Below are 22,015 nucleotides of genomic sequence, written 5' to 3'. Positions count from 1 at the left end.
TACTCATCTCATATATTAACTTAATTAGAAGTATAATACTATATGAAAACGTTGTCAAATCAATTTACCAAATTGATGTATCACTAGACGTGATATATTGGGCACCGCTTTCAATAGCAAGTTCAATTTCTTCTTCCGTATTTATTAATCCACCGGCAATTATACGTTTACCTGTTTGGTCACTGATCTCTTTAATTACTTTAGTTGCAACTCCTGGCAGTACTTCTACTAAGTCTGGATCTGACTGTTTAATCAATTCAATGCTTCTACTCAATGCGGTACTATCTAAGATAAACACTCGTAATATCGTTAAAGTATTTAACTTTTTCGCACGTCTTATAATTTTTGATTTAGTTGAAATAATGCCATGTGGTTTATATTGTTGTATAACATATTCAACAGCAGCTTCATCATTAGATAAACCTTTTATAAGATCTATATGCAACATAACTTCTTTATCATGTTTTTTTATTTGTTCTAAAATCCCTTGCAAATGACCTATATGAGTATCTAATAATACACAACGATCATAGTCCATCTTAAAGAATTTTTCCATATCTTTCATAGATCGAATAGCCGGTAATATATGTTTATTCATCTTATCCTCCTACATGACTCTTTTAAATAATTTTTCTAACTCATAAGTTGTTAATTCAATAATAATGGGTCTACCATGTGGACAAGTAAATGGATCAGTTGTATCTCTTAATTCATCAATCAAATGACTCATCTCATGATTTCTTAAGTAGTGATTAGCTTTAATTGATTTTTTACAACTCATCATAATGGCCGCATCTTCACGCAATTTTTTAATATCTACTTTTTCATGTTTTAATACGTAATCAATCATATCTTTAATGATTTCTTCTGCTTCAATATGTGGCAACCAAACTGGATATTCACTAACCATATAATCATGATGTCCAATTGGTTCTAGGAATATGCCCGCTTCTTCTAAAGGACGCAAATATTTTTCAATAATCATATGTTCGTCTCTTGAAAAGTTAAATGTTAATGGCAACAATAAACTTTGAGTTTCATTCGTTACTTCACCAATTTTCTCTTTAAAGAATTCATATTTTATACGTTCTTGAGCGGCGTGTTGGTCAATCATAAACATTCCTGTATCATTTTGAGCAATAATATATGTTCCATGTACTTGACCAACTACCTCCATATAAGGAACTCGCGGTGTATTTGATTTAGTTTCTTCAATTTGTCTTTGTTCATCATTGTCATTTGTATTTTCTATATCAACAGCGTGTTCGTATTCGATATTATTAATCTCTGTTTTTTCAATATCAGCTTGCTCATCCTCATGTTGAATATACGAATGTTCTGTGTTTGTATCTATATCTTCATTTATAAATGAATGGTTATCTTTTTTATCTTTAAATTGCCATTGCTGTGAGTTAGTACTATTCGTTGAATTTTGTTTGTAATTATTTTCAAACGTTTTATTGAATTCATTTGTTTCATCTATCGTGTCATTATCAATTTGACTTTGTTGTTTCACTGGTTCCTGACTACGTTTAGCTTCAAAATCTAACTTCTGCTGTTCAAAAATCTCTTTTTGTGATTTTTTAGGCTTATGGTTATCTAAAGAAGTGCCTGGTATTAGAGACATTCCTCTAAAGGCTTCTTTAATTTTATTATTAATTAAATCATAAAGTAATTGTTCCTTTGAAAGTCTTACTTCTAGTTTAGTCGGATGAACGTTTACATCTACTAATATAGGATCCATTTCAATATTAATATAGACAATTGGATATCTACCGATTGGTAAAAGTGTATGATAACCTTCGATGATAGCTTTATTTAGAACAAAATTCTTAATGTATCTACCATTAATAAAAATAGAAATATAATGTCTATTACTTCTCGTATGTTCAGGTTTGCAGACGTAACCTTTCATTACATAATCATCTGTTTCACCATTGATTTCCACTAAATCTTTAGCTATTTTCATGCCATAAATTTCTGCCATCACTTCGTTCGTCTTACCAGATCCATTAGTTGACAGCACTGTTTTATCATCAGATACGAGATTAAATGAAATATTCGGATGGCTCATCGCCATTCTATTTACGATATCTGTAATCTTACCTAATTCTGTATATAGACTTTTAACATATTTCAACCTTGCTGGCGTATTATAAAACAAATCTTTCACAAGTATGTCTGTACCTTTTTTAGCTTTAGCCGGTTGTTGTTTAATAATTTCACCGTTTTCAACTTGTACTTCATGTCCAAGCATACCATCAGTACATGTCTTCATAGTGACTCTACTAACAGATGAAATACTCGCTAATGCTTCACCTCTAAAGCCTAAAGTACGTATGTGAAATAGGTCATAGTCATTATTTATTTTACTTGTTGCGTGTCTTCCGAACGCTTTATTAATGTCTTCTTCTTCTATACCAGTTCCATTATCTACAACTCTAATTGATTGTATGCCTGATTCCTTTATAGTTATATCTATTTGAGTTGCTTGTGCATCTATTGCATTTTCCAATAATTCTTTCACGACAGAAGCAGGTCTTTCTACAACTTCTCCAGCGGCAATTTTATTGGCTAAAGATAATTCAAGCTCTTTAATTTTTCCCAATGCACTCACACTTTCTATTTAAGTTGATTTTGTAATTCTTGAAGTTTTGTTAATGCTTCTATAGGCGTTATATTCATCAAATCTATTGATTTAATTTTCTTCTCGATTTCAGACGGGCTATGTTCTTCAAACAATTGGAATGCAGGTTGGTCAAATTTTTCAACTTTACGTTCTACTTTTGTATGAGATTCTAATTCCTGGAGAATAGTATGTGCTCTTTCTATAATTTCATCAGGCAAATCAGTTAATTTTGCAACATGTATACCATAACTTTGGTCAACCGCGCCTTCTTTAACTTTATGCAAGAAAATGAGTTCTCCTTGGTATTCTTGTGCAGCAACGTGAATATTTTTAAGTCCAGATAAAGTTTCATCAAGATGTGTAAGTTCATGATAGTGTGTAGAAAATAATGTCTTTGCCTTTGTATGATGATGTACATACTCAATCATAGATTGCGCTAATGCCAATCCATCAAATGTTGATGTGCCTCTACCAATTTCATCAAAAATAATTAAACTGTCTTCTGTTGCACCAACCATTGCTTTTTCCGCTTCTAACATTTCAACCATAAATGTACTTTTACCTGATACTAAGTCATCTGCAGCACCAATTCTTGTAAATATTTGATCAAATATAGGTAATTGTGCGTAATCTGCAGGTACATATGCACCCATTTGAGCCATAATGCTTATAATCGCAATTTGTCGCATATAAGTACTTTTACCAGACATATTTGGGCCAGTTATTAAGTATATAAATCCTTCTTGATCTAAATAGCAGTCATTAGGCACATAATCATTATGATCCATTACTCTCTCAACAACTGGATGACGAGATGATTTTAATGATAAAGTTTTGTCTTCACTAAATATTGGTCTTGTGTAACGATTTTTTTGTGCTATTTCAGCAAAACTTTGTAGACAATCTATCTCTGACAACAACTTCGCTTGTGTTTGTAATTGTTCAGTAAATGCCTTAACTTTCTGTCTTAATTCAAGGAATAACTGATATTCTAATGCTATCGCTTTATCCTCTGCACCTAAAATAATAGATTCTTTTTCTTTAAGTTCTTCCGTAATAAATCTTTCAGCATTTGATAATGTCTGTTTACGTTGATAACCCAGTGCATCAGTATCTATGTTATTTAAATTAGCTCTAGTAATTTCTATATAATATCCAAAAACTTTATTAAAGCTTACTTTTAATGATTTCACACCGGTTCTTTTTCTTTCTTTCAACTGTAACTCTGCAATCCATTGTTTACCATTTGTAGATGCTTCTTTATATTGATCAAGTGTTTCATGGTATCCTTTTTTAAATATTCCACCTTCTTTTACTGAGATTGGCGGATCTTCAACTAAGCTTTCTTCAAGTAAATGTTCTAAATCTCTTAACGGTTTAAGCTCTTTAAATCTTTCAATTGAATTTGAATCTAGTCTTTCTATAATTTCCTTAATATACGGAATTTGTTTTATTGAATAATTTAATTGAATTAAGTCTTTAGCATTCACATTACCATAACTCACTCTTCCAACTAGTCTTTCTATATCATATACCATATTCAAGTAACTTCTTAACTCATCACGTTCGATAAATCCGTTGACCAATAGTTCAACAGCATCTAATCTTTGTTCAATATCTCGTTGTTTAATTAATGGTCTATCAATCCATTGTTTTAATCTTCTTGCTCCCATTGGCGTTTTTGTATCATCCATTAACCATAAAAGTGTTCCTTTTTTTGATTTAAGTCTAATACTTTCAGTTAATTCAAGATTTCTTTTAGCATAAAAATCCATTTTCATATAATCTAGTGCTCTATACACCACGACTTCTTCTATATGAGGCATATCTCTTTTACCATTATCATGGATATAATTTAATAAATAATTTAATGATTTCTTTTGAGCTTGAGATGTATTAGTTACGACTTCGTAATCACGTTCATCATAACTATCTACAACAGTGATTGTTTCAGTTATAAGTTGAATTTGTTTATACAAATTATTTGGCAAAATTTTATTCACTATAATCTCATTCGGATGAATCGTTGTAATTTCGTTAATTAAAGTTGTTTCATCAATGAATGAAGTTACCTTTAACTCTCCTGTCGTTACATCACAATAACTTAAATGAAACTCACCATCTTCTTTAATAAAACTTAAAATATAATTATTAGCTTTTTCATCCATTCCTTTTTGGTCCATAACAGTACCCGGTGTAATAACTTGTACGACTTCTCTACGAACCATACCTTTAGTTTGAGTCGGATCTTCCATTTGCTCACAAATTGCTACTTTATAACCTTTAGATATTAATTTTTCTATATATCCCGAAGCAGAATGATAAGGTACACCACACATAGGAATTGGATCTTTTTTAGCATCTCTTCTAGTTAAAGTAATTTCTAAAACTCTAGATGCTTCAACTGCATCATCATAGAACATTTCATAAAAGTCACCTAATCTAAAAAATAATAATGTATCTTGGTATTGTGATTTTATCTTTAAATATTGAGCCATCATTGGCGTTGGTTTAGACATCTATTTTCACGTTCCTTTTTTTAACTTTCGATTTATCTATTTTATCAAAATTTCTAACAATAAACGAGTAAAAAAAAATCATTAGCCTACGCATTGGCAGACTAATGATTATGTTTATTAATGTGAACAACTGCTCGTATTTGGTGCATTATTCACTGCAGCACCTGTTTCACCAGTAAGCTGATTCCCACCTGTTGATTCAATAATTTCATTTGTAACAGTATGACTAATTGAATGAGACACCATTTGTAACAGTTCATTTACTTCTACTTGAGCTTCTTTAAATTCACTTACTATTGGCATTTCATCTAATTCTTTTTCTATATTTTCTATTTTAGCTTCAACCATTGCTAATGCTTTTTCTTTACCATAGTTTTGGAAATTGACAGCTTGTTTTTGTAATGATTTTAAACTTGCCATTTTTTCTCTTACAGTTTGATTCTCATGTATTTGAGCTTCAGCGCGTTTAAAGAAATCTACTTCTTCTGTTTCAGACATCATTTTACCTAATTTTCTTGCTTGATCAAGAATATCTTCTTTTGTATACATTTAATGTACCACCTTTTCTTTAGATACAATCTCTATAAATTCACCATTTAATGAATATTGCTTAGCTTCAGTTATTTTAACTTTTACTATTTTTCCAATTACATCTTTTGAACCTTTAAAGTTAACTAATTTATTTTTTTCAGTATATCCAGCTAATACTTCATCATCTCTTTTACTAGAACCTTCGCATAATACATATACTTCTTGTCCTTCGTATGGTTTCAATGATTTAGCTGTATACTCTCCAACCACTGTATTTAATCTTTGAAGTCTTGCTTTTTTCTCTTTGTCAGGAACATTATCCTTCATTTTAGCTGCTGGTGTACCTTCTCTAGGTGAATATACATACGTATATGCATGTTCAAATCCAACTTCATGATAAAGTTTAATCGTTTCCAAAAATTGTTCTTCTGTCTCATTAGGATAGCCAACAATGATGTCAGTTGTCAATGCAACATCTGGTATTGCTGCTCTAATCTTTTGAACTAGCTCAAGATAGCTTTCACGAGTATATTTACGACCCATAATTTTTAGTACTTGATTATTACCAGATTGAACAGGTAAATGTATGTGAGGTACGATATTTCCACCATTTTTAATCACTTCAATTAATCGATCATCAAAATCCCATGGATGACTCGTTGTAAAGCGAACTCTTGGTATGTCAATTTTAGTCATATCATTTAATAAATCACCTAGACCATAATTTAATCCTTCAATATCCTTACCATATGCATTTACGTTTTGACCTAATAAACATATTTCTTGATAACCTTGTCGTGCTAAATCTCTAACTTCAGCAATAATTTCTTCTGGCATACGACTTCTTTCTTTACCACGTGTGAAAGGTACGATGCAATACGTACAGAACTTATCACATCCATACATTATATTTACCCATGCTTTTATTCTACCATTTCTAACTTTAGGTAAATTTTCAATAACATCGCCTTCTTTTGACCACACTTCAACTACCATTGCTTTAGACATATACGCTTCTTCTAAAATTTCTGGCAATCTATGAATATTATGTGTACCGAAAATCATATCAACATTTTGGTATGATTTAAGAATTTTATTTACAACTGATTCTTCTTGAGACATACATCCACATACACCAATTAAACAGTCTGGTCTTTCTTGTTTAAGATGCTTTAAATTACCAATCTCACTAAATACTTTATTCTCAGCATTTTCTCTTATTGCACAAGTATTCAGTAAAATCACATCTGCATCATCAACAGTATTAGTTGGTGCATATCCTAACGCTTGGAATATTCCCGCCATAACCTCTGTATCATGTTCATTCATTTGACAACCATAAGTTCTAATATAGAATTTACGACCTTTCCCCATCCCTCTATGTCGCTCATCTATTTTAAAATCATCATGATATTCAATTTGTGATTTACCTCTTTGTTTAGCTTCCTTTAAGTTTGGAGGTTGATAAACATGTTCGAAGTATTTGCTATAATCTTTTTCTAAATTAGGTTCTGTCTTCGCATTAGCACCATGTTTTCTTTGCTCTTCATTCAATGTCAAAACCCTTTCTGCCCATATATTTACATCTTTATATTATATTAGAGTTCAACACAAAGTGCAAAAAAGTTTAAATATTTTCACAGTTAACATTTATTCAAGATTAATCCAAAATCTTTTTGTAATTTCGTTGTCATCTGATATAAAAGGTTTTGCTTCAACACCATTGTTATGAATAATAACTTTTGCACTTGCTAAATTATTTTCATCACATGTTATGAGCGCTTTTTCAACTGATTCTTCACGTAATTCTATCAGTGCATACTCTAATAATTTTGTTGCATATCCTTTACCTCTTTCACTTTTTCTTACGCCATAACCAACATGTCCGCCTTTACTTTCCAAGAATTCATTTAGTGCATATCTAATATTTACAGCACCTACAATATGCTGGTTGTCTATTAAGACAAATGTTTTTGCTTTTACAAAGTCTTTGCTAATTGGATTAATTGCTTCTTTTTGCATCATTAACATTTCTTTGAATCCACCATGGTGTTTTACATCAGTTGACCATGGAACCACGCTTTCTTCATTTTCATACCATTCACTTATATACTCTGTAAACATACTTTCGATATCTGTATTTATTTCTCTAAATTCCATAAATTCACCCTCTTTAATGCAGTTCTTTAATTTGTTCTTCGTCATTCGCATTTAGCATATGATAATAAATTCCTTGTTGCTCTATTAAAGCTTGTTGTGTACCTGATTCAATAAGTTCTCCGTTTGCCAATACAAATACTAAATCTGCTTTTTTAACAGTATTCAACCTATGGGCAATAATAATACTCGTTCTACCAATCATTAAAGTTTCTAAAGCTTCTTGAATTTTTATTTCTGTCACTGTATCTATACTACTTGTCGCTTCATCTAACAGTAAGATTTTAGGGTCTTGTAACAAACATCTTGCTATTGATACAAGTTGTCTTTCCCCTTGTGACAATGAGCCGGATTCCCCTTTTAAAACAGTTTCATAACCACTTTCAAGATCTTTAATAAATTCGTGTGCATTTGCTTTTTTAGAAGCCTCAATTACTTGTTCATAAGTTGCATTTGGAGTGCCATACATAATATTATCTTTTATCGTTCCATCGAATAAATATGGGTCTTGTAACACAACACCTATTTCTTTCCTTAAAGACTTTCGCGTTATTTTATTGATTGGAATATCATCTATAAGAATTTTTCCACTTTGTACATCATAATAATGTAATATAAGTTGAACAATTGTTGTTTTACCAGCTCCAGTAGCACCAACTAATGCTACCGATTCACCATTATTTATTTTAAAGGACAAGTCTTTGATTGTTGGATTTTTTTGAGTCTTATCATACTTGAATACAACATTTTCGAATTCAATAGTACCTTTTATATCTTCGTAATCTGATGCATCGTCTTCATCTTTTTCAACTGGTTCATCCATAATATCAAATACACGTTCAGCACCGGCAATAGCTGATAATACAGTATTAAATTGGTTTGCTAAATCTGATAACGGTCGTGTGAATTGTCTCGCATATTCTGCAAAAATAACTATAACACCGACCGTTACCCCAGCTGCATTATTTAAAGCTAAAATACCACCAATTCCTGCTACGATAGCAAAGCTTAAATTATTTAAGTAGTTCATTACTTTTGGTATCATGCCACCAATTGTTGTTGACCAGAAACTATATTCTTTTACATTTCTTGCTTTTTCATTGAATGTTTCCATTACATATTTTTCTTGAGAAAATGCTTTAACCACTGTTTGACCGTTCACAATTTCTTCAATATAGCCATTCATAATACCGAGTTGTTTTTGCCTTAAAGCATATAATACACTCGTACGTGCTGTAATCCATCTTAAACTCACGAACATGATTGGAATGATCGTCATAGTTAATAGTGTGAGTAATGGACTTAAATAGAGCATTATTGAAAGTGTACCTATTAATGTCACTACACTAGAAGTAAATTGAATAAACGATGAATTTAACACTTGTGATACATTTTCAATATCATTTTGCATTCGACTCATTAATTCGCCATGTTGCTTCTTATCATAATATGATACTGGCAACTTTTGAAAATGTTTAAAAAGTTGATCTCTTAATAAATAGACTGTGCGTTGTGCAATGCTTACCATCATAAATGATCCAATATATGAAGTTATGGATAATGATACATAAACAATCAGTATGATTACAATATATTGAGGGAGACCACTTAAATCTTTAGGTATAACTTTTGTATCGATTATACGACCAATTAAAAATGGTCCAATTAGACTCAATATTGAAGCACATACAATCATAAATATTACGATTATCAATTGAATTCGCTTTTCATCAATTAAATTCCAAATATTAAGTAATGTTCCTTTAGTATCACGTGCTCTTTTTTTCTTTTTCGGATTCTTTTTTGAAAAATCTGCAGCTTTGAAAACAGGCTGATGACCATAAGGTTGTTTTATACTCATGATGAACTCACCGCACTTTCTTGACTATTGGCGATTTCTTTATAAAGTCTTGATGTTGCTAATAGAGACTCATGTGTATCTATTGCTTCAATCCGTCCATCTACAAGTAACATAATTCGATCAGCGGTCTTAGCTGTTGAAATCTTTTGAGTCACTATTAACTTCGTTGTATCTTCATCTTCTAATGCATCCCATAAAGCCGATTCTGTCTTAATGTCTAATGCTGAAGTAGAATCATCTAAGATTAATAACCCCGGCTTTCTTACGAGAGCTCTAGCGATTGACAGTCTTTGTTTTTGACCACCTGATAAAGTTACACCTTGCTGACCAATTAAAGTGTCATACTGATTATCAAAGTGCTCAATAGATTGATGAATTTGTGCTTTTTCAGATGACATTTCTAATTCTTCTATTTCTGCAGACGGATCTCCAAATTGCAAATTCTCATATATTGTTCCTGAAAATAAAAGTGCTTTTTGAGGTACATAACCAATAGCATCTCTTAAAGCTTCTATATCCCAGTCATTCACATTTTTGTTATTTAATAATATTTCGCCAGATGTTGCTTTGTACATTTTAGGTATTAAACTTAATAATGTTGACTTACCTGAACCAGTAGCACCCATAATCGCAAAAGTTTCTTTAGGTTTAACATCAAAACTAATATTTTCTAATACAGGATTATGTGCATTTGGATATGTAAATGAAACATCTTTAAATGAAATACTATATGCATAATTTGAAGAATGGTTTACTTCGTCATTTATCACTCGTTCATCTGATTCTGTAATTAGCACTTCTTCAATGCGGTCACTTGAAGCTTTCATTCTACTTAATGTCATAATTAAAAATGCTAACATACCAAAGCCACCTTGCATTCTCATTCCATAATTTAAAATGGCAACGAGCTTACCTATTTCTAATGTAGATTGATTTACCATATCTGAACCAAACCAAATAACAGCTAAAATACTACCATTTATAATCAGTAATAATGATGGATTGATAAGTTCCATAAGTCTTAATGCATATGTATAATTGTGTCTAATATCTTTAATTTTTTCTTTAAACTGACTTGTTTCCTGTTCACTCGTTTGACTTGCTTTAATCAATCTAACTGCTTCCAAATTTTGTTGGAAAAATCTATTCATTTCATCAAACTTTCTTTGAATTTTAGTGAATAGTTTAGATCCCGTTCGAGCAATTATAAAAATAATTATAAAAATAATTGGTGTACCTATAACTAAGTAAATCGCTAACCTAGGTTCAACAACAAAGCTCATTATTATACTACCAATAATCATCAATGGTGCTCTTAACATAATTCTAATTGACATATAAACTGCTTGATCACAATTGTTTACATCACTTGTTAATCTAGTGATTAAGCTAGACGTTTTAAACTTTTCTAAGGTTGCTAAAGAAAAAGTTTGTATCTTGCTAAATTGGGCAGTCCTTAAATCATAAGCAAATGCTTGACTGACATGACCTGCTACGAAGCTATTCCACACACCAGAAACTAGTGCAGCTAAACCTGTTACTAGCATAATTGCTAAATATAAATAAACGTGATTTAAATTATTCTTCAAAATACCGTTATCTATAATTTCAGATATAAAAATTGGTTGAACTAATTCTACTGCTAGCTCTACTAACATTAATATTAAACCTAATGCGAATAGCCATTTATACGGTTTAATAAATTTAAGTACTGTCTTCAATTTGCTCGTCCCCTTTATTTCATAAAACGAAATATTTCTATAACATTCTCCTTTTTATTTTAACTTCTATTTAACTATTAGTTATGATACATTTTCATACAAATAAAAATAATATTTTAAAAAAAGTGGTTTATTCTTTATATTTTTCTGTTAAAGATTCCATAGTTATACCTTCTGGAACATGATAAAACTTTATTTGAGAAATAATACTTTCACATTCAAGTTCAGCCATTCTTTCATTTATTTGCTCTATTAAAATCAAACAAGCATTCATTTCTCCTTCAATTGTCGTTTCTAAAGGATGAACTTCATATTTCAATCCAGATTGGTCGATTACTTTAATTGCCTCATCAACTAATGGTATAACTTCTGTTTCATTATGTTTGGGAATAATTTGAATGCTCATTAACGTATTTGTCATTTTATGTTCTCCCTTCAATTTAGAAAAAAAGCCCATAGATAAATCTATGAGCTTAAAGTGTGACTATTATACAATTATTTAAATTGAGAAACAAGTTCATCAAATTGATTTTTTTCAAGTTTTAATGATTTTTTAACAAGAGGTTCTTCATCAAATTGCTCTATTTGAGATTCATATGATGGTGTTTCTTTATCTTGATAAATAATACCTGTGATCATAGATTCTGTATCAAGCACTGTTTGCATAGCTTGAGCTTTACTTGAATTATCGTAATCTTCAATATCAGCAAGTTTCGTTAAATTCTCTTTAAACCAATCATACGTGTTAATTTTGTTGTATGTCACGCATGGTGAGAATACATTAACAAAAGAAAATCCTTTATGATTAATCGCTTCTTCAATGATATTTGTTAATTCTTTAATATCACTTGAGAAACTTTGTGCTACAAAAGTCGCACCTGATGAAATAGCAAGTTCTAAAGGCGCTACATTTTGTTCAATGTTCCCTTTTGGAGTTGATTTAGTAACAAAACCCTTTGCAGAACTTGGCGATGTTTGTCCTTTAGTTAATCCATAAATTTGATTATCCATTACAATATAAGTCATATCCATGTTTCTTCTTAAGGCATGAATCGTATGGCCCATACCGATTGCAAAGCCATCACCATCTCCTCCAGATGCTATAACTGTTAGGTCTTTATTAGCCATTTTAACGCCTTGAGCTAACGGTAATGAACGACCGTGTATAGAATGGACACCATATGAATTTACATATCCACTTAATCGTCCAGAACAACCGATACCTGTAATAAGTGCAACTTCTTCTGGTTCTAGCCCTACATTAGCTGCAGCCTTTTGAATAGCGGCTTGTACTGAGAAATCTCCACATCCTGGGCACCAGTTTGGTTTAACATTATTTCTAAAATCTTTGAATGTTGCCAATTATATCAACTCCTTCAAATTGCTTACTATTTCTAATGCTTTATCTTCAATTTCATGTGGTAAGAATGGTGTACCATCATATTTTGTTTGGTTTATGATTTTATTTTGATGATTTATATTCATTTTAATAATATTAGATAGTTGACCTTGATAATTATGTTCAGCTACTACTACTTTTTTAGCTTTATTGAATGCTTCTTGTACAACGTCTGAAGGAAATGGATGTAATTGTCTTATTTGAATATGATTTACTTTAGCGCCTTGATGATCCAATCTAGAGATCGCCTCATCAATTGCTCCAGCAGTTGAGATAAATCCTACATAAAGAATATCCGCTTCATCATATTTTTCATTTGATTCAACTGGCTCATCGATTAACAATTGAGCAGTTTTTCGCATACGTTTATCCATTTGCTTTTGTCTATTTTCAGCACTTTCAGAAGGCTTACCTTCTTCATTATGTTCTACACCTGTAACATGGTGGATTCCACCTTTAGTTCCAGGTAATACACGAGGTGAAACACCTGAATCAGTTAATGCATAACGCTTAAAGTATGCTTTATCTTCTTGTGCTTCTAAATCACCTTCAACTAATGCTCCACGACGAATTTCAACTTTATCATAATCTAAAGATTCAACTGTCTGTTTACCTAATGACAATTGTAAATCTGATAATAAAATTACTGGACATTGATATTCTTCAGCTAAGTTAAATGCTTCTACCGTTAAATAGAATGCATCACTTGCACTTGTTGGCGCTAACACAATTTTAGGAATATCACCATGTGTACCATAGATCATTTGCATTAAATCAGACTGTTCTTGTTTAGTTGGTAAACCTGTTGATGGACCACCACGTTGTGTATTAACTATAACAAGTGGTGTTTCAGTCATACCTGATAAACCAATAGATTCCATCATCAATGATAATCCTGGTCCTGCTGATGATGTAAATGAACGTACGCCAGCATAGTTAGAACCAATCGCCATAGTACATGCTGCAATTTCATCTTCAGTTTGGATAACAGCACCACCTAAAGCAGGTAAGCGATCTATCATGTATTCCATTATTTCAGATGCTGGTGTAATTGGATAAGCTGCCATAAATCTAACACCTGCTGCAACTGCACCTAAACCAATTGCATCATTACCTATCATGAATAAATGACCTTCTGAATCAATAGGTTCTAATGTATGTTCACTATTTAAACTTTCCATTTCTTCTTTCATTAAGCGATAGCCTTCATTTAAAGCTTGTATATTTAAATCTACAACACTCTCGCCTTTTTTACCGAACAAATCTTTAATTAATGATTCAAATACTTTTGTATCTAAATTCATAACTGCACATGTTGCACCTACAGCAACCATATTTTTCATTAAAGCAGTTCCTAGTTCTTTAGCTACACCTGTAAACGGAAGACTTACTAATTGAGCTTTACTATCTTCAGGATTTTGTGGTTTAGCTTTTTCATCAGCAATTATTATACTTCCTTCAAGCATTTCACCATAATTTACATCTATTGTTTCTTGGTCGAATGCAATCAATATATCTAAATCGTCACTTATAGCTCTAACTGGCTTCGACGATACTCTAATTTTATTGTTCGTATGACCGCCTTTAATTCTACTTGAAAAATGACGGTATCCGTATAAATAATATCCTTGGCGGTTCATAGCAGTTGCAAAAATTTCACCTGTTGATTCAATTCCTTCACCTTGCTGTCCGCCAACTTTCCATGAAATTTGTGATTTCATTTTATGGCCTCCCCATGTAATATCTCAATTTATATCATAACAAAAAAAGCCCTTTAATCCTATGAAATTAAAGGGCTTTAGTAAAAATCAGTCTAATGGACGATACTATTCAAATGGATGATCATCGTTAATCAAAACTCTTTGAATTTTTTTAGCCTTACCTTCTGCATTGAGATCAATAATTACACCAGACAATACTTTTCTACCTTCATCTGGCAAATTATGACGTTGTGGCAAGCTTGTTATAAATCTTTCTATAACTTCTTCTTTTTTAATGCCAAGAATACCATCATAGTATCCTGTCATTCCTACGTCCGTAATATATGCTGTACCACCATTTAACACGCGCTCATCAGAAGTTTGAATGTGTGTATGTGTTCCAACCATAGCACTCACTCGCCCATTCAAATACCAACCCATTGCATTCTTTTCAGACGTTGTTTCAGCGTGAAAGTCTACAAATATATATGGTGTTATTTTCGATGCTTGTTCAATTAGTTCATCTGCTTTTTTAAATGGGCAATCTATTGCTGGCATGAATGAACGGCCTTGTAAATTAATAATTGCAATATCTTTATCATTTACTTTAATAATTCTCATACCTATTCCAGGTGCTTCTTCAGGAAAATTTGCAGGTCGTACCATTCTGTTAGCTTGACCTATAAAATCGTATATTTCCCTTTGACCATATGTATGGTTTCCCATTGTTAAAAAGTCAGCACCCATACGTAATATTTCTTTATATAGTTTTTCTGTTAATCCTTTGCCGTGAGCAGCATTTTCTGCATTCACAATGGTTAAAGTTGGTTTATAACTTGCTTTAATTTTTGGTAAATAATTTTCTAATTGCTCTCTTCCTAATTTACCTACAATATCACCTATAAATAAAATTCTCAATATTGACATCCTCTCTATACACTATATATTCTAATTCAAAACAAAAATTTTTAAAAGAGATGATTAATATTTTTTTATTAGGGTATTTATAAAATGGACGCTATATAGACATGATTGAAATATGATTGTTTTGTTAACGTTACAAAATCTTACTAGGAGTGTTTATTTAAACATGGGAATTGAAATTCAACCAGAAAAATTTGCAGAATTAGTGGTTAGTGCAAATCCGTCCGTAGAAGAAAATGCAGAAGATATTGCGAAAGACTGTTTAGAATTATACGTTACAGCATTTAAGCTTGCTGAAAAGTATGGTAATTGTGGTGTTAATTCACAAGAAACATCTAACGTCTTAAAAGAAGCTTTAGAATTAGAACTGAACTTAACACATTAATTAATTATAAAATATTAATCCAAAATAACATCTCTACAATAATTGTAGAGATGTTATTTTGGATTATTTCATTATAAAGTTTACAATATTTTCTGTTGTTCCGATTTTATCTGCATCTAATAGTCTATTCGTAATATTGTGGTAATCAATTTCTTTGTTCTCTAATAACTGTCTTGCTAAAATGCGTTCATCATTACTAGCAATTTCAATATTTACAAGTTCAAATATATCGAAATAAAAACCGATTTGTTGTGAATAATCTTCCGTATCTTCTTGTAATAAGAATATTGGTTTATTCAAATGTGCAAAGTCGAAAATTGTTGAGGAATAATCTGTAATCATAGCTTCTGAAATTAAGTATATTTCTTGAATATCTACAAATTCATTATAAAAACAATGGATTCGTTCACTCAATTCACTATATATCCGTCTTAAATGAGCTTCATTTGGATGTAATTTAACTATAATTTCATATTCTTCCGGCAAATGTTCAAGTAAAATGATCAAATTAATTTTTGACAATATTTCTCGTTTCTCTTTTCGCCATGTAGGACAGAATAATATAAATTTCTTATCTTTATTTTTAGTAAAGAAGTACTTAGAACGAACGCGATCGCTTTCTTCTTCATTACTTTGTATTAAATATTCATTTCTAGGTGCACCAAGCTCTAGTACTTGTAAGTTTTTATTCTCTTTAAGATCAAATGAGGACTCCAATAGGATTGTATTTATAGCCGAAGAAGTAAGTAAATAATCCCACTTTTTCATTCTCGGTCTAAATGCTTGAACTTGTTCTTTTCTTTCAATTTCATCTCCTAAATCATTCAACATTCTTTTTAAAGGGAAACCATGCCATGTTTGTATAAATATTTGTTCTTTATGCTTAAATACTCTATCTAAAGTATTTCCATTCACTATTACATATTTACATTCTCTAAATGTTCGATTATAAATTTCACTACCGAATCTTATAGGAACTAAATTATAACTTCTAACTTCCATATCTACCAATGCATTTCTAGAACTTACGTATACCTCTTTTTCAGGAAAATGTTTTTTAATATAAATTCCTAAATACTTAGGATCTCCACTAAAATTATTACCATGAAACGACTCGATAAATACTTTGTTATGCGAAGGTTTAATTTGATCATATATTTGTTTCATTTTATCTATTTTTCTTTTTTCATATTTCTCTTTAGCAAAATTAAACACTTTTTCATTATTTAAGACTGCTCTTAATAATGGCTTTGTTTTATATTGCTCGTATAAATCTCTACCATATTCAAGCTTGGACTTCTTCCCATTATTGCTCTTTGAAACTTTTGTATTAACTGAACCTCTTTTAAGTTCATTCATACACCCAATTGATGACTCAATGAAATCATTCGCATAATCTCTGTCTATAAACGTATCTTTCATCAATGCTACATCTGCAGCTCTTTGTTCTTTAGTATATTTATGATCAATAAAGTCAAGTAGTCGTTTGCAATCGTCTTGTATATTTTTTTCTAAAAATTCAATCGCATGATATTTTTGATAAATTCTTTGAAGAACACCATCTTCACCAGCGTAAATAAAAGCTTTATTTCCTTCAGCAATTGCTTCTAATATAGAATATCCCAACGTTTCATATGGTGAAGAAGAAATATAAATATAATTCTTCGGTTCTCTCTCATTAATATGTATATTATCTTCTAAATGATAATACTGAATTAAGTTCTTATACAATATTTCAGACGGACCATACCCTTTTATATATAACTGAATATCGTCATGCCCTTCAATGTTAACAATTCTATTCATCAATTTTATTACATATGAAATGTCTTTAATATTATCTTCAAAACGAGCTTTAATTAACAAGTTTCTTTTTGTTACACTTGCTTCTTCATTTAATTCAATATGTGATGCATCTACATATTGGTTGAAAACATTCGTAACTTTAAAGCGTTTCATAAAATCATTTTTAACATCCATTGTACTTACTCTAAATGCATCGATAGAGTCCATCGCTAAATCTTGACCATCATTTATATAAGCTAATGGCGCATGAATCTCACCTACAATTTTAATACGATAATCTATCGATTTAATTTCTCTTGCTAAATAAAAGAAAGTTTCTCTCGTCAAAATAACTAAATCAGCTCCGACTAAGTCATGAGCATCCTCAAATAGTTTGAAATTCAAATTTTTATCAAATAATTGTTCATTGATCATGATGTTAAACTTTGCAGTTTTATCAAATTCTTTAAAATTATAATACGTAACCTCATGATTAGATTTAATAAAAGATTTGATTAAGTTGATGTTGCTTCTTGATGTTCCACCTTTTGCAAAAAGATTGAACCCTAGAATTTTGATATTCATTCAATCTCGCCCCTCTTTTAATTGGAGTTAACAATTTAATTTTTTCTCTATATTAACACTAATTTAATATTTAATCTATATATAACAACAATTTATGACATAATTGATAAAAATTTTATTTTATTCTAATAAGTACAAAAAAAGGAGATAACCTGAGTTCAAGTTATCTCCTTTTTTGTACTTTAATGTTAAGTTTTTCATCCCTAGTTAGCAGCCTTAAATAATTACATATCCTATTCTTTAACAGGTATTAAATCAATTAATACATTCATTATATAGCTTACTATCCCTATAGTAATCGCTATCAGCAAATCTTGAACAATAAAGCAATAAACTAGAATTCCTATTAAGTGACTTATGATTAAATTCATAAGTATATATTTTAAAGTCATCATTTATCATTGCCCCTTCAACATCAATATACCACGTTTTCATTAATCGTTTATTTTTTAAGTATTAATTTTTATTTAAGATGATTTAATCATTAATAAAAAACTCCACCAACGACCTTGTTGGTGGAGTTTTTTAGAATTTGTTTACCTTTAACTACTTAGTGATATCAATAAAGTCTTTATTAGCTGTTAAATAATTACCATCTTCTGTAACAAGTCGTGGTGTTGAGTTATTAGTATAAATAATATTACTGATTTTTATGTTTTCACCAATTTTTAGTATTTTAATCGGTTCATTTTTAAATGATCTCGAATCATATAATTTACAAGTTTTTTTAATTTTTACTTCACTTGGCACTTCAGTTATATATTTATGGTGATTTTTTTCATCAATATATGTGACAAAATCTTTATTAGCAGTCATTATACTACCATCTTCTAATACTAACCTAGGTGTCCCGTTAGAACTATATTTTATTTCAGTTGGAACAACTTTTGATCCTGGCTCCAAGTTCATAATTGCTTCTTTAAATTCAAGGTCTTTATATATCTTAGTTTTTTTAAGTGTAATTAATGAATCAGATATATTTGTAAAATATTTATTTTTTTTATTTTCTTTCAATCTATTTATAAACTCTACCTTGAAACTTTGTCTTTTCATTTTAAACGTTTCATTATTACTTGGATATGAAGCATAAACCAACGTACTATCCATTTCACCATGATCTACACATAAATTTACATCTAAAGCTTCTAATTGATCGAATTGTTTTTGATTTATATAAATTTTGTCATTTTTATAATCAAAGTCTATGTACTGAGTATTTAACACATTATTAATTTCAACTAAGCTTAGGGCAGTAATATTAATATGCTCTGGTTTTAAAACTTTTATTACTTCATACATCTCTCCATTTATGTATTGGGTACCCTCATAAATTGGATAACAATCTACAGCGATAGGGTTTATGATGTCATAATCATTTTCTAATTCTTTATAAACCACATCATTTTGGACATAAAAACGCCAATTCCCATATACTACATCATGTGTAAATTTTAAAAATTCATCTTCATTTTCAGATTGGTATAGTTCATACATAGCTGTAAAAATTTTATTTTTTAAAAAATCTTTTGTTTGGAATCCATGTTCTTTCAGTATTTCTTCAATTTCATTAAATAAAATGTAAAATTCTTGTTTATTATCAGATTTCAAGAATGTTTTTGTATGCAAAAATCTTCTAAAGAAGTCAACTTCGACCATTCTAGATAAAGCTAGCTTTTTTAGTGGTAATGGTATATCTGCCTTACAAATTCTTCTTGTGATTTCTTTATTTAAATAAGCTTTGTCCAGTACAGATGTTTCTTTTACAAGTGAAACATTTTCGTCATATCTATTCACGTGATACACCGGAATTGTAGACATTGTAATATTACTAATCTTCGAAATGAGCTCAATGAAAAATAGTTTATCTTCTCCAAATTTCATATGTTCAAACTCTATTTGATTATCTTCTACAATACTACGCTTAAATACTTTCCCAGGTGGTCCAACTGCTCTAAAAATTTTCTCTATTTCCTCAGGTTTCAAATTAGAACTATCTTTATATGCTGTAAACCTTGCATGAAATGTAATATTTTTATTTGTATGCTTATAACTTTGACCTAAACCAAATTCAGCATCATCTTCATTAACTTTATTAATAAATTTTGGGAATCCTTCTGTATCTAACCAATCATCGGCATCTAATAATGTTAAATACTTTCCACTTGCTTCTTTCATGCCTATATTTCGTGGTTCTGAAGGACTACCTGTATTATTTGGTAACTTAATGATTTTTATGAATTCAAATTTTTCTACATAACTTTCTATTATTTCAACGGAATGATCTGTTGAACAATCATCTACAAAAATTGCTTCAATCTTCGAGTGATCTATATTTAAATTAATTAATGATTCTATACATTTCTTTAAATAAGGTTCTTTATTATATACAGATACTATAATCGAGACTAACTTCCCCATCATTTCTCCCCCTTTAATCTACTTGATTATTTTTATAACTATTATAAAACGACTCATACTTAACTTTTCCAATACCGCCAACTATATATTTCCCAAATTTTGTTAAATTAAACAAATATGTTATACAAATTGCAAAAGTAACAGTCAATGTAAACGTAAATAATATATTAAATGCTGGATTATCATGTAATTTCCCTAATCTATGAACAATAAAATAGTGTATTAGATAAATAGAGAACGAATAATTACTAATGAATATAAAAAATCTTGGAACATACTTAGTATAAGATGATATTAAAAAGAATACCAGAATAATCATAGTAACATATAGAGGTGTATCTATACGTTTTGAATCTACTAAAGTTAGCCAACCAGATAAATAGTTGAACACAGTTATTACAGTAACAATTAAAGTACCGACTAGAATATGAACACTGTATCTTTGTATATTAGCCATGAATGTTTCATAGTAGTAACCCATATAAAAGCCTAATAAGAAATAACTTAGCCAACCTATAAAGACCATCCATCCTTCTCTTTGCCACATCCAATTTAAATAAAAGGCATCAGGTGCATCTATAAATGTTCGCATTGCCCAAAATAGGCTCGTTATAATTAATGAATAAAAAATCATCTTTATAGGATTCAGCTTCACTAAGTATTTAGCGAATAACATATGTAATGCGTAAAATTGAAAAATAATGATAATAAAATAAGTTAATGTTCCACCGTGAAACATCATAAAATTAACTGATTCCATATATTCTTTCATATTTTCAGGATGACCATACACATAAGCTAGCCCTAAATTGATAATAATATAAGGAATTCCTAAAATAAGTAACTTCTGCTTCACAAAGCCTTCTTTAACTTCTGTCTTATAATGCTTAGCTAATAAGAATTCAGAAATAAACACAAATATCGGTGTTGCATATAGTAATAATAATTGAAAAACTCTTAATAAATAGCCTTCATTTGGCATTTCAAATTTATAGAATGTTGTTGTTATAGTATGGATCATAACAATACTTAAACATGCCATTGCTCTCATCCAAAATATAACTGATGTATATACTTTCATAAATGTACTCCTCTTTAATTTTAACAATTATCTTACTATAGGATTTTTTACAAATAGTTAACAAATGCTAAATAATATATACTAATTATAACTATATATTGTTAAACAAATCTAGAGTAAATTTTTTTGACAAGAAATTTTCTTGTAAATAAAGATAAATATAATATTTTGAAAGCTTCTAGTAAAAGTAATAGTCTCACATTCTAAGTGTTATATTTGAAGCGTTTGAAGAATTTAATTAAGTTATTCTATTTAAATTTTTAACTTAACACTTTACAAACACGAACACTTGTTCGTATAATGAAGGTAATAATTCTACG

At 30.1% G+C, this 22,015-nt stretch carries 17 protein-coding genes; 1 reads left to right on the top strand and 16 read right to left on the bottom strand.

What is annotated here, in order from left to right; all coding sequences use genetic code 11:
* Positions 1-64 precede the first annotated feature (64 nt).
* From LQ608_RS03550 to LQ608_RS03495, 12 genes are all read right to left on the bottom strand, one after another.
* Positions 65-598: a glycerol-3-phosphate responsive antiterminator gene (locus tag LQ608_RS03550; protein WP_239749618.1), complete on the bottom strand. Its 534-nt coding sequence runs from the start codon at positions 596-598 to the stop codon at positions 65-67.
* Between the two features lie 9 nt (positions 599-607).
* Positions 608-2,608, bottom strand: a complete 2,001-nt coding sequence (mutL, locus tag LQ608_RS03545) for a DNA mismatch repair endonuclease MutL (protein WP_239749616.1) — start codon at positions 2,606-2,608, stop codon at positions 608-610.
* Between the two features lie 14 nt (positions 2,609-2,622).
* Complete coding sequence (gene mutS, locus LQ608_RS03540) at positions 2,623-5,148, bottom strand: DNA mismatch repair protein MutS (protein ID WP_239749613.1); 2,526 nt, start codon at positions 5,146-5,148, stop codon at positions 2,623-2,625.
* Positions 5,149-5,265: 117 nt separating this feature from the next.
* Positions 5,266-5,697 (bottom strand): YlbF/YmcA family competence regulator, encoded by a 432-nt coding sequence (locus tag LQ608_RS03535; RefSeq protein WP_078356284.1) that lies wholly within the window; start codon positions 5,695-5,697, stop codon positions 5,266-5,268.
* Positions 5,698-7,233, bottom strand: a complete 1,536-nt coding sequence (miaB, locus tag LQ608_RS03530) for a tRNA (N6-isopentenyl adenosine(37)-C2)-methylthiotransferase MiaB (RefSeq protein ID WP_239749611.1) — start codon at positions 7,231-7,233, stop codon at positions 5,698-5,700. It lies immediately after the preceding gene.
* A gap of 96 nt (positions 7,234-7,329) precedes the next feature.
* Complete coding sequence (locus LQ608_RS03525; protein WP_239749609.1) at positions 7,330-7,839, bottom strand: GNAT family N-acetyltransferase; 510 nt, start codon at positions 7,837-7,839, stop codon at positions 7,330-7,332.
* Positions 7,840-7,852: 13 nt separating this feature from the next.
* The gene (locus LQ608_RS03520; protein ID WP_239749607.1) at positions 7,853-9,697 is read right to left on the bottom strand and encodes an ABC transporter ATP-binding protein; all 1,845 of its coding nucleotides are present in this window, start codon (positions 9,695-9,697) and stop codon (positions 7,853-7,855) included.
* Entirely contained in the window at positions 9,694-11,418 is a 1,725-nt protein-coding gene (locus LQ608_RS03515) for an ABC transporter ATP-binding protein (RefSeq protein ID WP_239749605.1), read from the bottom strand. The genes LQ608_RS03520 and LQ608_RS03515 overlap by 4 nt, the downstream gene beginning before the upstream one ends.
* A 130-nt stretch (positions 11,419-11,548) precedes the next feature.
* Positions 11,549-11,839 carry a thiamine-binding protein gene (locus tag LQ608_RS03510; RefSeq protein WP_078356279.1) on the bottom strand — a complete coding sequence of 97 codons (291 nt, stop codon included), beginning with the start codon at positions 11,837-11,839 and terminating at the stop codon, positions 11,549-11,551.
* A 74-nt stretch (positions 11,840-11,913) separates the two neighbouring features.
* Entirely contained in the window at positions 11,914-12,780 is an 867-nt protein-coding gene (locus tag LQ608_RS03505) for a 2-oxoacid:ferredoxin oxidoreductase subunit beta (protein ID WP_239719652.1), read from the bottom strand.
* Positions 12,781-14,538 (bottom strand): 2-oxoacid:acceptor oxidoreductase subunit alpha, encoded by a 1,758-nt coding sequence (locus tag LQ608_RS03500; RefSeq protein WP_078356277.1) that lies wholly within the window; start codon positions 14,536-14,538, stop codon positions 12,781-12,783.
* A gap of 105 nt (positions 14,539-14,643) precedes the next feature.
* Positions 14,644-15,435: a TIGR00282 family metallophosphoesterase gene (locus LQ608_RS03495; RefSeq protein WP_078356276.1), complete on the bottom strand. Its 792-nt coding sequence runs from the start codon at positions 15,433-15,435 to the stop codon at positions 14,644-14,646.
* Between the two features lie 172 nt (positions 15,436-15,607).
* On the opposite strand from LQ608_RS03495, the gene LQ608_RS03490 reads away from it, so the two are divergent.
* Positions 15,608-15,826 carry a hypothetical protein gene (locus tag LQ608_RS03490; protein WP_078356275.1) on the top strand — a complete coding sequence of 73 codons (219 nt, stop codon included), beginning with the start codon at positions 15,608-15,610 and terminating at the stop codon, positions 15,824-15,826.
* Between the two features lie 63 nt (positions 15,827-15,889).
* Here LQ608_RS03490 and LQ608_RS03485 read toward each other — a convergent pair whose 3' ends face one another.
* The 4 genes from LQ608_RS03485 to LQ608_RS03470 form a co-directional block, all read right to left on the bottom strand.
* Positions 15,890-18,196 (bottom strand): CDP-glycerol glycerophosphotransferase family protein, encoded by a 2,307-nt coding sequence (locus tag LQ608_RS03485; protein ID WP_107510025.1) that lies wholly within the window; start codon positions 18,194-18,196, stop codon positions 15,890-15,892.
* A gap of 233 nt (positions 18,197-18,429) precedes the next feature.
* Entirely contained in the window at positions 18,430-18,591 is a 162-nt protein-coding gene (locus LQ608_RS03480; RefSeq protein ID WP_239749602.1) for a hypothetical protein, read from the bottom strand.
* A gap of 151 nt (positions 18,592-18,742) precedes the next feature.
* Entirely contained in the window at positions 18,743-20,614 is a 1,872-nt protein-coding gene (locus tag LQ608_RS03475; RefSeq protein WP_239749600.1) for a glycosyltransferase family 2 protein, read from the bottom strand.
* Between the two features lie 13 nt (positions 20,615-20,627).
* Positions 20,628-21,695 carry an acyltransferase family protein gene (locus LQ608_RS03470; RefSeq protein ID WP_239749598.1) on the bottom strand — a complete coding sequence of 356 codons (1,068 nt, stop codon included), beginning with the start codon at positions 21,693-21,695 and terminating at the stop codon, positions 20,628-20,630.
* Positions 21,696-22,015 lie beyond the last annotated feature (320 nt).

Source organism: Mammaliicoccus sp. H-M34, assembly GCF_022386495.1.
Classification (GTDB): domain Bacteria; phylum Bacillota; class Bacilli; order Staphylococcales; family Staphylococcaceae; genus Mammaliicoccus; species Mammaliicoccus fleurettii.
The sequence above is the reverse complement of the archived record's forward strand: the minus strand, read 5'-3'. Positions and strand labels throughout refer to the sequence as shown.

What these genes read in the sequence shown, in the direction of transcription:
- LQ608_RS03535 (WP_078356284.1), bottom strand. Translation starts at nt 5,697, where the DNA reads ATGTATACAAAAGAAGATATTCTTGATCAAGCAAGAAAATTAGGTAAA.
- LQ608_RS03470 (WP_239749598.1), bottom strand. Translation starts at nt 21,695, where the DNA reads ATGAAAGTATATACATCAGTTATATTTTGGATGAGAGCAATGGCATGT.
- LQ608_RS03480 (WP_239749602.1), bottom strand. Translation starts at nt 18,591, where the DNA reads ATGATGACTTTAAAATATATACTTATGAATTTAATCATAAGTCACTTA.
- mutS (WP_239749613.1), bottom strand. Translation starts at nt 5,148, where the DNA reads ATGTCTAAACCAACGCCAATGATGGCTCAATATTTAAAGATAAAATCA.
- LQ608_RS03520 (WP_239749607.1), bottom strand. Translation starts at nt 9,697, where the DNA reads ATGAGTATAAAACAACCTTATGGTCATCAGCCTGTTTTCAAAGCTGCA.
- LQ608_RS03490 (WP_078356275.1), top strand. Translation starts at nt 15,608, where the DNA reads ATGGGAATTGAAATTCAACCAGAAAAATTTGCAGAATTAGTGGTTAGT.
- LQ608_RS03485 (WP_107510025.1), bottom strand. Translation starts at nt 18,196, where the DNA reads ATGAATATCAAAATTCTAGGGTTCAATCTTTTTGCAAAAGGTGGAACA.
- LQ608_RS03550 (WP_239749618.1), bottom strand. Translation starts at nt 598, where the DNA reads ATGAATAAACATATATTACCGGCTATTCGATCTATGAAAGATATGGAA.
- LQ608_RS03525 (WP_239749609.1), bottom strand. Translation starts at nt 7,839, where the DNA reads ATGGAATTTAGAGAAATAAATACAGATATCGAAAGTATGTTTACAGAG.
- LQ608_RS03475 (WP_239749600.1), bottom strand. Translation starts at nt 20,614, where the DNA reads ATGGGGAAGTTAGTCTCGATTATAGTATCTGTATATAATAAAGAACCT.
- LQ608_RS03500 (WP_078356277.1), bottom strand. Translation starts at nt 14,538, where the DNA reads ATGAAATCACAAATTTCATGGAAAGTTGGCGGACAGCAAGGTGAAGGA.
- LQ608_RS03510 (WP_078356279.1), bottom strand. Translation starts at nt 11,839, where the DNA reads ATGACAAATACGTTAATGAGCATTCAAATTATTCCCAAACATAATGAA.